At 72.7% G+C, this 12,612-nt stretch carries 13 protein-coding genes; 6 read left to right on the forward strand and 7 right to left on the reverse strand.

Annotated features, from left to right (window positions below; translation table 11 throughout):
* Positions 1 to 122 precede the first annotated feature (122 nt).
* From Cs7R123_RS03940 to Cs7R123_RS03960, 5 genes are all read left to right on the forward strand, one after another.
* The gene (locus Cs7R123_RS03940) at positions 123 to 3,422 is read left to right on the forward strand and encodes an AfsR/SARP family transcriptional regulator (protein WP_212823469.1); all 3,300 of its coding nucleotides are present in this window, start codon (positions 123 to 125) and stop codon (positions 3,420 to 3,422) included.
* Between the two features lie 96 nt (positions 3,423 to 3,518).
* Entirely contained in the window at positions 3,519 to 3,866 is a 348-nt protein-coding gene (locus Cs7R123_RS03945) for a PadR family transcriptional regulator (RefSeq protein ID WP_212823471.1), read from the forward strand.
* A gap of 10 nt (positions 3,867 to 3,876) precedes the next feature.
* Positions 3,877 to 4,434, forward strand: coding sequence for a hypothetical protein (locus Cs7R123_RS03950; protein WP_212823473.1), 558 nt, complete (start codon positions 3,877 to 3,879; stop codon positions 4,432 to 4,434).
* 140 nt (positions 4,435 to 4,574) lie between these two features.
* Positions 4,575 to 5,303 (forward strand): GAF and ANTAR domain-containing protein, encoded by a 729-nt coding sequence (locus Cs7R123_RS03955; protein WP_212823475.1) that lies wholly within the window; start codon positions 4,575 to 4,577, stop codon positions 5,301 to 5,303.
* Between the two features lie 35 nt (positions 5,304 to 5,338).
* The gene (locus Cs7R123_RS03960; RefSeq protein WP_244871598.1) at positions 5,339 to 6,091 is read left to right on the forward strand and encodes a GAF and ANTAR domain-containing protein; all 753 of its coding nucleotides are present in this window, start codon (positions 5,339 to 5,341) and stop codon (positions 6,089 to 6,091) included.
* Positions 6,092 to 6,118: 27 nt separating this feature from the next.
* Here Cs7R123_RS03960 and Cs7R123_RS03965 read toward each other — a convergent pair whose 3' ends face one another.
* The 6 genes from Cs7R123_RS03965 to Cs7R123_RS03990 all read right to left on the reverse strand — a co-directional run bounded on the left by Cs7R123_RS03965 (position 6,119) and on the right by Cs7R123_RS03990 (position 10,777).
* Entirely contained in the window at positions 6,119 to 6,814 is a 696-nt protein-coding gene (locus Cs7R123_RS03965; protein WP_212823477.1) for a GAF and ANTAR domain-containing protein, read from the reverse strand.
* A gap of 14 nt (positions 6,815 to 6,828) precedes the next feature.
* A complete protein-coding gene (locus Cs7R123_RS03970; protein ID WP_212823478.1) occupies positions 6,829 to 7,623 on the reverse strand; it encodes an ANTAR domain-containing protein in 795 nt (264 codons plus the stop codon).
* Complete coding sequence (locus Cs7R123_RS03975; RefSeq protein WP_212823479.1) at positions 7,620 to 8,210, reverse strand: DUF5994 family protein; 591 nt, start codon at positions 8,208 to 8,210, stop codon at positions 7,620 to 7,622. Before Cs7R123_RS03975 ends, Cs7R123_RS03970 begins: the two co-directional genes overlap by 4 nt.
* 155 nt (positions 8,211 to 8,365) lie before the next feature.
* On the reverse strand, positions 8,366 to 8,815 hold the full coding sequence (locus Cs7R123_RS03980) for a DUF5994 family protein (RefSeq protein WP_212823480.1): 450 nt from the start codon (positions 8,813 to 8,815) through the stop codon (positions 8,366 to 8,368).
* Positions 8,812 to 9,504 carry a hypothetical protein gene (locus Cs7R123_RS03985; protein WP_212823481.1) on the reverse strand — a complete coding sequence of 231 codons (693 nt, stop codon included), beginning with the start codon at positions 9,502 to 9,504 and terminating at the stop codon, positions 8,812 to 8,814. Before Cs7R123_RS03985 ends, Cs7R123_RS03980 begins: the two co-directional genes overlap by 4 nt.
* A gap of 238 nt (positions 9,505 to 9,742) precedes the next feature.
* Positions 9,743 to 10,777, reverse strand: a complete 1,035-nt coding sequence (locus tag Cs7R123_RS03990) for a sulfotransferase (protein WP_212823483.1) — start codon at positions 10,775 to 10,777, stop codon at positions 9,743 to 9,745.
* Positions 10,778 to 10,828: 51 nt separating this feature from the next.
* On the opposite strand from Cs7R123_RS03990, the gene Cs7R123_RS03995 reads away from it, so the two are divergent.
* Positions 10,829 to 11,662 carry a sulfotransferase gene (locus Cs7R123_RS03995; protein ID WP_212823485.1) on the forward strand — a complete coding sequence of 278 codons (834 nt, stop codon included), beginning with the start codon at positions 10,829 to 10,831 and terminating at the stop codon, positions 11,660 to 11,662.
* 12 nt (positions 11,663 to 11,674) lie between these two features.
* Here the strand turns inward: Cs7R123_RS03995 and Cs7R123_RS04000 are convergent, their stop codons facing one another.
* Positions 11,675 to 12,598, reverse strand: a complete 924-nt coding sequence (locus Cs7R123_RS04000) for a serine hydrolase (protein WP_244871599.1) — start codon at positions 12,596 to 12,598, stop codon at positions 11,675 to 11,677.
* Positions 12,599 to 12,612 lie beyond the last annotated feature (14 nt).

Here is a 12,612-nt window from a genome sequence, read left to right on the forward strand (position 1 = left end):
CGGTGGGGCGACACGGACCGCCGGTCCGGGCGCAGCCCTGTCCCGCAGTGTCGGCATGGTCATCGGAGAGCGGGCGAACGGCCGACCGCCGACCCGCCCCGCCGTCGCTACCATCTCCAACCATGGTGCGGGTGAACGTTCTCGGCCCGCTGCAACTGTGGGTCGCGGGCCGGCTGGTGGACGCCGGCACTCCGCGGCAGCGGGCCGTCCTGGCCCGGCTGGTCGAGGCGGCCGGTGAGGTCGTTCCCGCCGACCGCCTGATCGAGGACCTCTGGCAGGGCGAGCCGCCGCCCAAGGCCCTGGGCAGCCTCCAGGTGTACGTGTCGAACCTGCGGCGCGTCCTGGAACCGGACCGCCCCGCCCGCACCCCGGCCGAGGTGCTGGTGAGCGCCGTCCCCGGCTACGCGCTGCGCCTGGAGCGGGCCGACGTGGACGTGTGGCGCTTCGAGGACCTGGTCACCGCCGCCACCGCGCACCCCGATCCGGCACGGGTGGAGGCGCTGGCCGACGAGGCCCTCGGACTGTGGCGCGGCCCGGCGTACGCGGAGGCGGCCGACGAGCGGTGGGCGCAGCCGGAGGCGGCCCGGTTGCAGGAACTGCGCGCGATCGCGGTGGAGTACCGTGCCGACGCGGTGCTGCGCCAGGGCGGCGCGGCCCGGATCGTGCCCGACCTGGACCGGCACGTGCGCGCGTACCCGCTGCGGGAGGAGGCCGTCCGGCTGCTCGCGCTGGCGCTTTACCGGTCCGGGCGGCAGGCCGACGCGCTCGCCGCGCTGCGCGGCGCCCGGGATCGGCTCGCCGACGAGCTGGGCGTCGACCCGGGCCCCGCCCTGCGGGCGCTGGAGACCGACGTCCTGAAGCAGGCCGCCACCCTGGAGCAGCCCGCCCTGGCACCACAGCCGGTCCCCGGGCCGCGACCGGCGCGGCCGGGCACCCCGCAGCCGGAGCGGCTGGTGGGCCGGACGGCCGAACTCGCCCGGCTCGCCGCGGCGGCCGACCGGGTCCACACCGACGGTTTCCGGGTGGTCTGGGTCGGCGGCGAACCCGGTGCGGGCAAGTCCGCGCTGGCCGAGCAGTTCACCGCCGAATCGGGCTGGCCCGCGGTCTGGGGCCGCTGCCCCGAGATCGACGGTGCGCCGCCGGGCTGGGCGTGGAGCGAGGTGCTGCGGTCGCTGGCGCAGCGGCGGCCGCCGCGCGACGAACTGGCCGACCGGCTGGCACCGCTGCTGGACGTCGGCGGTCCGCGACCGGCAGGCCCGGGCAACCAGTTCTTCCTGGCCCTCGCGGTCGGGCAGTACCTGGCCGAGGTGGCCGCCGAGGACCGGCTGCTGATCGTGCTCGACGACGTGCACCGCGCCGACCAGGAGACGCTGCAGGTGCTGCGCCAGGTCGCGGCGCGGCTCAGCGACGCGCCGGTGCTGCTGGTCGCGGCGTACCGGTCCGACGAGGTGTCCGATCAGCTCGCCGCGACCTGGGCGGCGCTGGCCGGGCCGCGCACCGAGACGCTGGACCTGCCGGGCCTCGCCCCGGGCGACGGGATCGAGCTGCTGCGCCGGCACAGCGGAGTCGCCGTCGACGACGCGGCGGCGCGACTGCTCGCCGCGCGTACCGGCGGAAACCCGCTTTTCCTGCGCGAGACCGCGCGCCTGATCGCGGCCGAGGGACCCGGCGCCGCGGTCGACGCGGTGCCCGACGGGGTGCGCAGCGTGCTGCGGCGGCGTATCGCCCGGCTGCCCGCCCCGGCGCAGACGGTGCTGCGCAACGCCGCCGTGCTGGGCCGCGACGTCGACGTCGAACTGCTGATGACCGCCGAGGGCGCCGAGGAGGACACCGTCCTGGACGGCCTGGAGGCCGCCGTGCTCACCGGGCTGCTGACCGAGCCCGCCCCGGGCCGGGTCCGGTTCACGCACGCGCTGGTGGTCGACACCCTCTACCAGGACACCCCGCTGCTGCGGCGGACCCGCCTGCACGCCCGGATGCTCGCCGCACTGGAGCAGGCCCGGCCCGGTGACGTCGCCGCGCTGGCCCGCCACGCGCTCGCCGCGGGCCCGGCCGGGGCACGGCAGGCGGTCGGCTACGCGACCGGGGCCGCCCGGCAGGCCGTCGGCCTGTACGCCTACCAGGAGGCCGCCGACCTGCTGGCGTCCGCACTCGACCTGCTGGAAGCGGCACCGGACCACGACCCGGCCGTCCGCCTGGATCTGCTCTGCCAGCTCGTCTCCGCGCAGGCCAACGCCGGAGCCGTGATCGCGGCGCGCCAGACCCGGCAGCGGGCCGTGGCCGCCGCCCGGCTGCTGCCCGGTCCGCAGCCGCTGGCCCGCGCCCTGAGCGCCTACGACGCCCCGGTGACCTGGTCGGTCCGCGAGAACCGCGTCGTCGATCAGACACTGGTCGACGACCTGGAGACCGCCGTCGCCGCGGCCGAGGACGTGGCGACCCGCTGCTGGCTGCTGATCACCCTCGTCTTCGAGACAGAGGGCACCGACGACGTACGCGCCGACACGGTGAGCAGGCAGGCGCTGCGGCTGGCCCGCGAGACCGGCGACCCGCGCCTGCTCTGCCTGGCGCTGAACGCGCGCTACTACGGTGCGCTGGCCGGCCAGCACGACGACGAGATGCAGCTGGTGGGCGAGGAGCTGCTCGCGGTGAGCACCGCCGCCGGCCTGCTGGGGTTCCAGGCGCTGGCGCACCACATACTGTGCCTGGTGGCCTTGAGCCGCAACGACTTCGACGCGGCCAGGGCGCACATGGACCGGGCGTTGGCGCACTCGACCACCGGCCAGCTCGGCCTGATCCTGGCCATCGTGCAGATGCTGGACGCGCTGCAAGATCTGATCACCGGCCGGTTCGACGAGGCCGAGCGGCGCTATGCGGAGCTCACTGCCCGGATCGCGCGGCACGGCGGCGTCAACACCGGCGGGCTCGGGCTGATCGGCCGGTTCGTCGCCAAGCTGGCCGCCGGGCGGGCTCGCGAATGCCTGCCCGAACTGCGTGCCCTGCACGGCCCGGAGCCGTCGGCGGAGGTCATCGAGGGCTACACGCGGGCGCTGCTGGACGCCGGTCTGACGGAGGAGGCCCGCGCGGTCTGGCGACCCGACGCGCCGATCGGCTCGGGCTCGCACTGGCTGCCGATGTTCCTGTGCCTGCGGGCGGAGAACGCCGTACTGCTGGCCGACCGAGATGCGGCAGCCTCCTGCCAGGAGGCGCTGCGGCCGTGGGCGGGCCGGATGGCCGGACTGTCCGGCGGCGCGTTCACCACCGGACCGGTGGACCTGGCCCTTGGCGACCTGGCACGGCTGCTCGACCAGCCCGATGAGGCGGCCCGGCGCTACGCCGACGCGGCCGAGCTCGCCGAACGCCTCGGCGGCCACCACTGGGCCCGGGCGGCCCGCGCACGGCTCGCCGCGCTCACCCGAACGTGAGCCGTTCCCAGCGGCGGTAGCCGACTCCCAGCACCTGGGTGACGCTCCGACGGAAGGCTACTTGACTATACCAAGTACTTGGCTAATCATAGCTTCATGACAGCCACCCACGATCCGCAACTGCTCAAGGGTGTCCTGCCGCTGCTCCTGCTGCACCTGCTGGGCGAACAGGAGTCCTACGGCTACGAGGTGGTCCAGCGGCTCCAGGCCGCCGGGCTCACCGACATGCTGGAAGGCACCGTCTACCCGGCGCTGGCCCGGCTGGAACGCGAAGGGCGCGTCACCGCCCGCCTCGTCGCCTCCTCCAGCGGACCCGCCCGCAAGTACTACCGGCCGACACCCGCCGGATACGACGCGCTGCGGACCGGGACGGCGGGCTGGTTCCGCCACACCGACATCGTCAACGCCGTCCTGACCCGCCCGCTGCCCGCCCCACCGAACTGAAGGGCCCGACATGGCACACCCCGTCACGCTCATCGACCGGCTGCGCATCGAACGCCTCGTCTGGACGCTCGACCAGCGGCTCTACGAGCTGCCGAGTTCGTCGCGGATCGCCAAGCGCCGCGAGATCCGCGACAACCTGCTGATCGCCGCCCGCGACGTCGGCACCGCGGAGGCCCTGCGCCGCCTCGGCGGCAGCCGCCGCCTGGCCGACGAATACCTCGACGCGGAACTCGGCGACGGCCCCCGCCACTCGTGGATCGCCGCCGCCTACTTCTGCCTCCTGGTCCCGCTGCTGACCAACTACTTCCTGGCCGAGGCCGCCACCAGCTTCCAGCAGGGCATCACCGCGATCGACCCCCACGCGACCGGGACCTTCGCCTGGAGCGGGATCAGCTACCTGCAGTCGGCGGCCACCTACACCTTCACCGACGGCCACGGCAGCGGCGTCGGCGGCGCATGGACGCCGCTCACCTACGTCCTGCTGTTCCTCGGAACCATCCTGGCGGGTCGCCTGTGGCGCCTCCTGCCGTCCGCCCGGCGCCGCCGCGCATCCGCCGCCGCTCACTAGCCACGGGGCGTGCTCGACACCCGCGAATAGGCTGTTCACGCAACATAGGCTCAGGAATATACTCAAGTAAGGAAAATGACGCACCTTACGGCACGCCGGTCACTCGGCGCACTTGAGCGTCGGCGTGCCGCAGATGGCGGGTGACAGTGGATGACCGGTACGCCCAAGTGGAAGGGCTCATTTCGCGCGAGCCCGCATCGGGCGGCGAGGACGGTGGCGGCATCGCCGAGATGCGGCGCCTGTGCAACGCCGCCGTACGGGCGCTGGCGGCTCGCGGTGCCGGGGTGACGGTCATGGCTCGCGGCGGGCTGCGCGGAATGACCGCGGCATCCGATCCGGCGGCCGAAAAGCTCGAGGAGCTGCAGGTCACCTTGGGCGAAGGTCCCTGCCGGGAGGCCTTCGAGGGCAGGCGGCCGGTCCTGGTTCCCGACCTGGCCGATGGCGCGATGGCACGATGGCCTGTCTACGCGCCGGAGGCTCAGGCCGGGGGTGTACGGGCGGTGTTCTCTTTCCCGTTGCAGGTCGGGGCCGCACGTCTGGGAGTGATGGACGTCTTCCGCGGCCGAGCGGGCATGCTGTCACCGGAGGAGCTGGCGCTTGCCCTGGCATTCGCGGAGGTGGCCGTGGCCACGCTCCTGCGCCGGGACGGCGGCCGGCCGTATCCGGCCGAGGACTGGCTGGACAGGTCGATGGGTTCGCGGGCCGAGCTGTTCCAGGCGCAGGGCATGGTCTCGGTTCAGCTGAGTGTGGGCTTGGCGGAGGCGATGGTGCGGATCCGCGCCCACGCCTACGCCCATGATCGTCGCCTGCCCGATGTCGCCGCCGACATCGTGGCTCGGCGCCTGCGGATCGACGGGCCACGACCCTGACCGATCAGACAGTGCACGAGGAGATGGAGGCATCCGTGAGTTCCGTGTTCGCGCCGCGGCTTGCCCAGGTGTTCGTCGAGATCGCCGACACCCTGGTGGACGAGTTCGACGTGATCGATTTCCTGCAGAAGCTGGCCGAGCACACGGCCGACCTGCTGGGCGGTTCGCCGGTGGGCCTGCTGCTGGCAGACCAGCAGGGGCGGCTGGAGTTCGTGGCCGCGTCCGACGAGAACGTCAAGATCCTCGAACTCTTCCAGGTGCAGAACCACGAAGGGCCGTGCCTTGACGCGTTCCGTACGGGCAAGCCGGTGGTCAACGCCGATCTGCAGTGCGCCGCCGATCGCTGGCCGCTGTTCTCACCGAGGGCCGTGGAGGCGGGTTTCCGCTCGGTGCACGCGTTTCCCCTACGACTGCGCGCCGACCGGATCGGCGCGATGAACGTGTTCGGCCGTGACGTCGGCGGCCGCCTGGCCGAGACCGACGCGCAGATCGTGCAGGCTCTGGCCGACGTGGCCGCGATCGGGCTGCTCCAGGCTCGGGCGGTCAGCCGAGGCGAGCAGCTCACCGAGCAGCTGCAGGGGGCGCTGAACAGCCGTATCGTCATCGAGCAGGCCAAGGGAGCGGTCGCTCAACTGCGCGGGGTGAACGTGGACGAGGCGTTCGCGCTGATCCGCGCGTACAGCCGGAGCCGCAACCTTCGCCTGGGTGAGGTCGCCCGCGCCGTCATCGAGGATCCTGCGAGCGTGCTGACCCTCAGCGAGCCGCCGATGCCTGAGACGACCGTCTGACACGCCCGGCAGGCTCGGGCCGGTTGGTCAGCCTGCCTGCTCCGATCCGTCGACGACGACGCGGGCAAGATCGGACAGCCGTCGGCTGTCCCGGCTGGCAGTGTCGCGCAGCAGCGCGAAGGAGCGGTCCATGTCGAGGTGGAGGCGCTCGGCGATGACGCCTTTGGCCTGTTCTACGATGATGCGGTTGTTGATCGTCGCCTGCATCCGCTCGACGACCGTTTCGCGCAGACGGGTCGACCTGGTCTGCAGGAGCCCGATCGTGGCCATGTCCGCGAGGGCCTGGCCAAGTCGCAATGCGCCTGCGTCGCGAACCACCGGCTGACTGCCGTACACCGTCAGCACGCCGACGAGGTCGGCGCACCACCGCATGGGTACGGCGAGCGCCGAGGCGAAACCCCTGCTACGAGCCTGCGCGGCGAATCCCGTCCAGCGGTCGGCGCAGGCGGCCAGATCAGCCACGGCGACCGGTCGGCCGGTGCGGAAGCACTCCAGGGAAGGACCCTCGTCGGAATGCCGTTGCAGCAGCTCCAGGGCCTGTTCTGAGGAGGCGGCCGCCACGCGCAGGCCGCCGCGCTGGTCGCTCAGGAGCACCCCCGCAGCCGCGCCGCCCAGCACACTCACACAGGTGACCGCGACCTGCTGCAGGAACTGCATCGGGTCGACATCGCCGACGAGGGCATCGGCCAGCTCCGCGAACGAGTCTGCGTCCGTCGCTCTCACGGCTCCCGCCCTCCTCACGGCCGTCCCCGGCCATGAGCCGCGAGCGCGGCATATTCGAGGCGGTCGGCGTCCTGGGCCAGGACCGCTATCTGACGGGCGGTGTCGCCGCCGCGGCCGCCTTCGATGACGTCGTACGCGAGGTCGCCGAGACCCCGGCCACAGGCGACGGCATCGGCGCGCAGGCGCGCGAGGGCCGACCCCGCGGTGATTCCCAGCCGTACGGCGAGCATGCCTGTCGCCTGGTGGACCTCGGCACTGTAGGCGCTCGACTCCTCGCGTTGCCAGGCCAGTTCGGCGGTGTCGGCGGGTGCGCCCGCCGCCGTGTCGAGCAGCAGCAGCGCGGCGCTGTCGGCGAACGCCAGCGCGTCGGCGAGTTCGTACGGGCTCATCAGCCCCGGCCCGGCCCGGTGGAGGTCCACGACCCCCAACCGGATGGCGCCGACCTGCATGGGCAGGGCGAACACCGCTCGCACGCCCCTGGCGAGCGCGGCACGGGCGAAAGCCGGCCAGCGGGCCTGCTCGGCCGGTGCGGCGAGATCGACCGCGAACACCGGGCCGCCGGTGGCGCAGACGTCGACACCGGGTCCCTGCCCGAAGACCGACTGCCGCTGCTCGAGTTCGAGGGCGATCCGGTCGGTGGCGTGTACAGTCCGGCGTACCGTCGACGTGCCTGTCGCGAGGGTCACCGCGGCTCCGTCCACGCCGACTCCGGCCACTGCGGCGGCGCAGATGTCCGCCACGGTCACGCTGGCGCCGTGGGTGTGCTTGCCGACCTGCGCCCAGACCCGCATGACCCGCTCGTCGATCATGGCATGACCGCGGCGACGGCAGCCGCCGGAAGGGCGGCCGCCTCAGGCATACGAGGGCTGCCTGAGGCATGCCCGCCCTCGTCGTCCCAGACTCCGATTGATTCCGGGTCGGCACCCGCAGGTTCGGATCCAGGTTCGGATGCGGGCAGCGCCGCGAGGATGCCGGCGGCGGACGTGAACACGTCCGGGTCGGCGGCGGCCGCCATCGCCCGTCCGGCGTCCGCAGGTGATGTCGCCGGTGGGACCACGAGCAGGTCCAGTTGATCATCTGTGGTGGTGATCGCGATCGCCAGCGCCGGGTCCTGGGATGAGAACCACCCCATGCGAATCTCTCGGGTGCCTGCCGCGAGGCGCCGCGGCCGGTCTGCCCACGCGGCGCTGTTGAGCATGACGTGGCGGATCGGGCCGTACCGCTGAGTCAGTGCTGCGACCAGGGCAGGCACCTCGGCGGCCGGATCCCGCGTACGGGGCCACCACCCGCCGTCGAGAACCGCGCGGTCGACGTGCTGCCGCGCCAGCACCAACCTCGCAGCAGAGCCTTCGGCCTGGCGGGTCGGGTATGTGGTGGGGTTGCCGGTGGTCTGCATGATCGACCGTCCTCTGGCTGATGTGCGAGCAAGGTTGCACGGTCAGCGGGCGGCGTCTGCTCTGGCAGTTCGTGATGCCGGGGTTCCACGCTCGGCACTACTTCAGGCGGCGGGTGCGCTGTCCGACACGGCCACCGAGGTCCAGAGCGGCACTTCTAGCCTACCCCTGCGGCCAGGGGTGCGGTCACACGGTTGCCCGCCTGCGCCGCCCGCAGCAGGGACCTGGCAGCCATGTCCCCCGGCATGTACGGCGACACGACCAGCAGGTCGACCCGCCCTCCGCCCGTACACCGCGCGGTGAGCAGACTGGCCGGCTGGCTGGCCGAATACACGACTTCTATCCGGCGGCCGCCGACGTGGACGTGCTCCGGGTGTCGTCTCCAGCCGTCGGCGCCGAGCACGAACCGCACGATCGGCCCCCGGATCAGGTCGATCGCCAGCACCAGGCCGGGCAGTGCTTCGGCCGGGTCCGTCGAGTGGGGCCACCATCCGCCGTCCAGCATCCCCGCCGTGGTGTGTGTCGGTTCGATACGCAGCCGCTCGTCATGTTGCGCTGAGGTGGGGACCATGCCCATGAGGTCCGGGGGGCCGATACGCGCGGTCATGGCGAGTCCTGGACCGCCGGCGCCGCAGCGCGCTCAGGCAACCGCGGTGGCGTCACGGTGACGACGTTCCAGCGCTCGACGATCATTCCGCGATCGACCCGAAACAGGTCGTAGAACACCCTCGGCGCTCGGCGCTCGGTGCCCACGGTCACCGTGAGCACGAACTCTCCATCGGCGACGGTGATCAGGCGGCGGCTGTAGACGGTCTGGTTGGATCGCCAGCTGTCTGCCATGGCCTGGAGGCCGTTGTCGACCAGCGGATCGTGCTGGATCAGGTGCGAGCTGAAGAAGTGCGGCAGCCGGTGGTGCCTGCCGCCGATGAGGATGGTGTCGACCATGTATTCGACCAGCCTGCCGCTGCGGGCGCTCTGCCCCGGTCTGGTGATCTCGGCGCTGCCGTCGGTCTGGCTGTGCCCGCTGGCAGTGTCGGCGACGACCGGCTGGTGGGCCGACCAGCGGTCGGCGAAGGCACCGTCGACGATCTGGAAGATGTCGAAGCCGGCGCGGACCCCGCTGTCGTCGGTGCCGTGTACGACGACGAGGTCGTCGTCGACCAGGACCCGCACGGAGCCCGCGGCGAATTCGGGTCCGAGTTCGTCCAGCAGCTGGCGGGCCCGCACCTCATGCACGCGCTGGGTGACGTAGGCGGGGACTACAGGTGGTGGTGCCGGAAGGCGGATGCCGGTCATGTCGCTCCTCGGTGTCGGCAATCAGAGCCGGCCGAGCCGTCTCTGGAGAACCAGGAGCGTGACGCTGGTGGCCCGCAGTAGACCGCAGGGTGCGGATGCCGTGCCCGTCGTCGACTCAACGCTGCGGACGACTGCCTGCCGCGGTACCGACGATCACGGGGTTTCACCTTCAGCGTACACCCGTACGAATCGGCGTTCGTCCGCCGACGGCCCGGTCACGGCCCGATCACCAGGCCGGTCAGCGGCCGCCGTCCGGCGCGGTGCGGCAGAGGGCGTCGACGGCCAGCCCCAGGAAGTCCAGGACGCCTGCCACGACCCGGTCCGGTGCGGCGACCAGCTCGTCGTAGTCGATCTCCAGGGTGCGCCCGGCCACCGTCGGTATCCGGCGCAGCGGTTCCTGCCTGGCGGTGAGCGCGGTGACCAGGCGGCCGGACTCGGCCTCGACCGCGTCCGGGTCGGTCCGGTCGTGGGTGACCTGGCGCAGGGTCCGCACCAGGTTCGCCAGTGACGCGGTGACGGTCACCGGGTCGCGACGCAGGAACAGGTAGCGCGCCCGAGGGTAGACGCGGTCGACCGCCGGCAGCCACAGCCCGTGATAGGGATCCTTGAGCAGCAGCGTGCCCGCCGCCGGGCGGCGCCACAGCAGGTGCTGGAGCTGGCGGCGGTGCCCCCGGTATGCCTCGGTCAGGTCCTGCGCCAGCAGCCACGTCGTGTACCCGGGGATGTCGAAGTTGACGCTGAACACCATGCTGGCCATCTCGGTGGCCAGCAGCCAGGTGCACTCCTCCGGGTCCCGCGCCGCAGTGGCGTGGATGGTGCGGAACGCCGGTGCCTGCCGGTAGAGGGCCGCGAGCCCGCGTTCGGTGTCGCGGATCAGGTCGTCGGCGGTCGTGCCGTCCGGGGTGGCGGGCCGGGTGAGTTCCCAGAACCGGGGTGCGTGCAGCGCGGGGTGCTCGGCGAGCAGGCGGTGCAGCAGGGTGGTGCCGCTGCGGGGCCCGCCGAGGACGAAGACGGGGTCGGCGAGCGGGATGGCGGCGATCTCGGGGTGCCGGGCGGCCTGGCGGGCCAGCAGCAGGCGGTTGCGCAGGGGCGCGAGGACGAATTCGCGGGCCTGGTCGCGGCCCGCGCGGGTCAGGGTGCGGTCGTCGTCGAGGCTGTGGGCGAGCTGGCGCAGGCCGGTGCGGAAGTGGGGCGGGCCGAAGTCGGCGAGGTCGAGGTCGCGGCCGGCATCGGCGAGGAGGCGGTCGGGGTCGATGACCTGTGCGGTGTCCACGGGCACCTCAGAGTTCGATACATCGAAATGTTTTAAAGATATGTTAACAGAATGCTGGAGAGACCCGTGTTCATCATGTCCACGCCCCGGGCAGGCAGCACCCTGCTGTTCGAGGTGCTCGCACAGTCGCCGCGGGCGTGGACGATCGGCGGCGAGAGCCACGCCGTCATCGAGGCGATCGAGCCGCTGCGGGCGCGCGACCGGGGCTGGGAGTCCAGCCGGCTCACCGCGGCCGACGCCACGCCGCAGGTCGTCGCCCGGCTCAGCGCCGGATTCCAGGAGCTGTGGCACGACCGCGACGGGCGCCGGCCAGGCCCGCACGACCAGCCCACCCTGCTGGAGAAGACGCCCCGCAACGCCCTGCGGCTGCCGTTCCTGGCCGCGGCGTTCCCGGACGCGCGCTTCATCTACCTGCACCGCGACCCGGCGGAGACGATCAGCAGCATGCTGGAGGGCTGGCTGACCGGCCGCTGCGTCACCTACCCGGACCTGCCCGGCTGGACCGGGCTGCCGTGGTCGTTCATGCTCGTGCCCGGCTGGCGCGAGCTGATCGGCCGCCCCGTCGCCGAGATCGCCGCGACGCAGTGGGCCACCACCACGGAGATCCTGCTCGCGGACCTGGCCGGGCTCGACCCGCACCAGTGGCTGGCCACCGACTACCGGCGGCTGGTCGACGAGCCGACCGCCGAGACGGCCCGGATCTGCTCGTTCCTCGGCTGGCCCTACGACCGGCAGCTGACCGGTGGCGAGCTGCCGCTGTCGGCGTGGACGATCTCGGCGCCGCGGCCGGACAAGTGGCGGCGCAACGCCGAGGTGCTGGAACCGGTGCTGCCGTTGACCGAGCGCGCCGCAGCCCTGGCCAGGTCGGCCCTGGACCACCGCTGAACTGCGCGGCCGTCAGCCGAACGCGGCGGCGAGCAGCTCGTTGAGGACCGCCCCGTCCATGGCCTCGGAGTCGCTGAGCACCACGATGCGGCGGTCCGAGGCGGGCAGGCAGGCCGCGAACGAGCGGAAGCCGGAGTTCCCGCCGCTGTGGTGGAACCACTGCTCGCCGTTGAAGGAGCCGACGAAGCAGCCGTAGCCGTACCCGCGCGAGTCCGGCTCGTGGCCGGTCGCCGCGTGCTCGGCGAGCATCAGGCCGAGGTGCCGGGCGTCGAGCAGCCGCCCGGCCCGGAGGCCGTCGAGCCAGCGGATCAGGTCCCCGGTGGTCGACCAGACGTCACCGGCACCCATCGCGACGACGTCCAGCTCGTACGAGGGCACCGGCTCACCGTCGGGGCCGTGGCCCTGGGCGAGGGCCGACCGGTCGCCGGGAGATCCGACGAACGTGTCGGCCATCCCCAGCGGCTCGAAGAACTCGCGCGCGAGCACGTCGCGGTAGGGCCGGTCGGCGGCCCGCGCCACGACGTGCGCCAGCAGGACGTATCCCGGGCTGCTGTAGTGCCAGCGGTCGCCGGGGGCCGACAACGGCGGCACCTGGCCGAACGCCGCCAGCAGCTCAGGTGGTGGCAGGGGCCGGAACAGATCGATCATCGGGTACTCGTTCCAGTGCCCGAGCCCGGAGGTGTGCGCGAGCAGGTGGTGCAGCGTGATGCCGTCCCACGAGGCAGGGCAGCCGTCGATCCAGCGGCCGATGCGGTCGTCCAGGCGCAGCAGGCCGCGCTGGGCCAGCAGCAGCACCGCCGCGGCGGTGAACTGCTTGCTCACCGAAGCGATCTGGAAGCGGGTGCCGGGGGTATGGCCCGCTGCGACGACGTCGGCGAGCACCTCGTCGCCCTGCATGACCAGCAGCGTGCCCCGGAACTCCGGCATGATCGACATCAGCCGACCCTAGA

It is taken from the genome of Catellatospora sp. TT07R-123 (genome assembly GCF_018327705.1).
Classification (GTDB): domain Bacteria; phylum Actinomycetota; class Actinomycetes; order Mycobacteriales; family Micromonosporaceae; genus Catellatospora.

Bases quoted from the DNA above. Each gene is read 5' to 3' on its own strand.
- Cs7R123_RS03940 (WP_212823469.1), top strand. From the start codon at position 123: ATGGTGCGGGTGAACGTTCTCGGCCCGCTGCAACTGTGGGTCGCGGGC.
- Cs7R123_RS03945 (WP_212823471.1), top strand. From the start codon at position 3,519: ATGACAGCCACCCACGATCCGCAACTGCTCAAGGGTGTCCTGCCGCTG.
- Cs7R123_RS03950 (WP_212823473.1), top strand. From the start codon at position 3,877: ATGGCACACCCCGTCACGCTCATCGACCGGCTGCGCATCGAACGCCTC.
- Cs7R123_RS03970 (WP_212823478.1), bottom strand. From the start codon at position 7,623: ATGATCGACGAGCGGGTCATGCGGGTCTGGGCGCAGGTCGGCAAGCAC.
- Cs7R123_RS03975 (WP_212823479.1), bottom strand. From the start codon at position 8,210: ATGCAGACCACCGGCAACCCCACCACATACCCGACCCGCCAGGCCGAA.
- Cs7R123_RS03980 (WP_212823480.1), bottom strand. From the start codon at position 8,815: ATGACCGCGCGTATCGGCCCCCCGGACCTCATGGGCATGGTCCCCACC.
- Cs7R123_RS03985 (WP_212823481.1), bottom strand. From the start codon at position 9,504: ATGACCGGCATCCGCCTTCCGGCACCACCACCTGTAGTCCCCGCCTAC.
- Cs7R123_RS03995 (WP_212823485.1), top strand. From the start codon at position 10,829: ATGCTGGAGAGACCCGTGTTCATCATGTCCACGCCCCGGGCAGGCAGC.
- Cs7R123_RS04000 (WP_244871599.1), bottom strand. From the start codon at position 12,598: ATGTCGATCATGCCGGAGTTCCGGGGCACGCTGCTGGTCATGCAGGGC.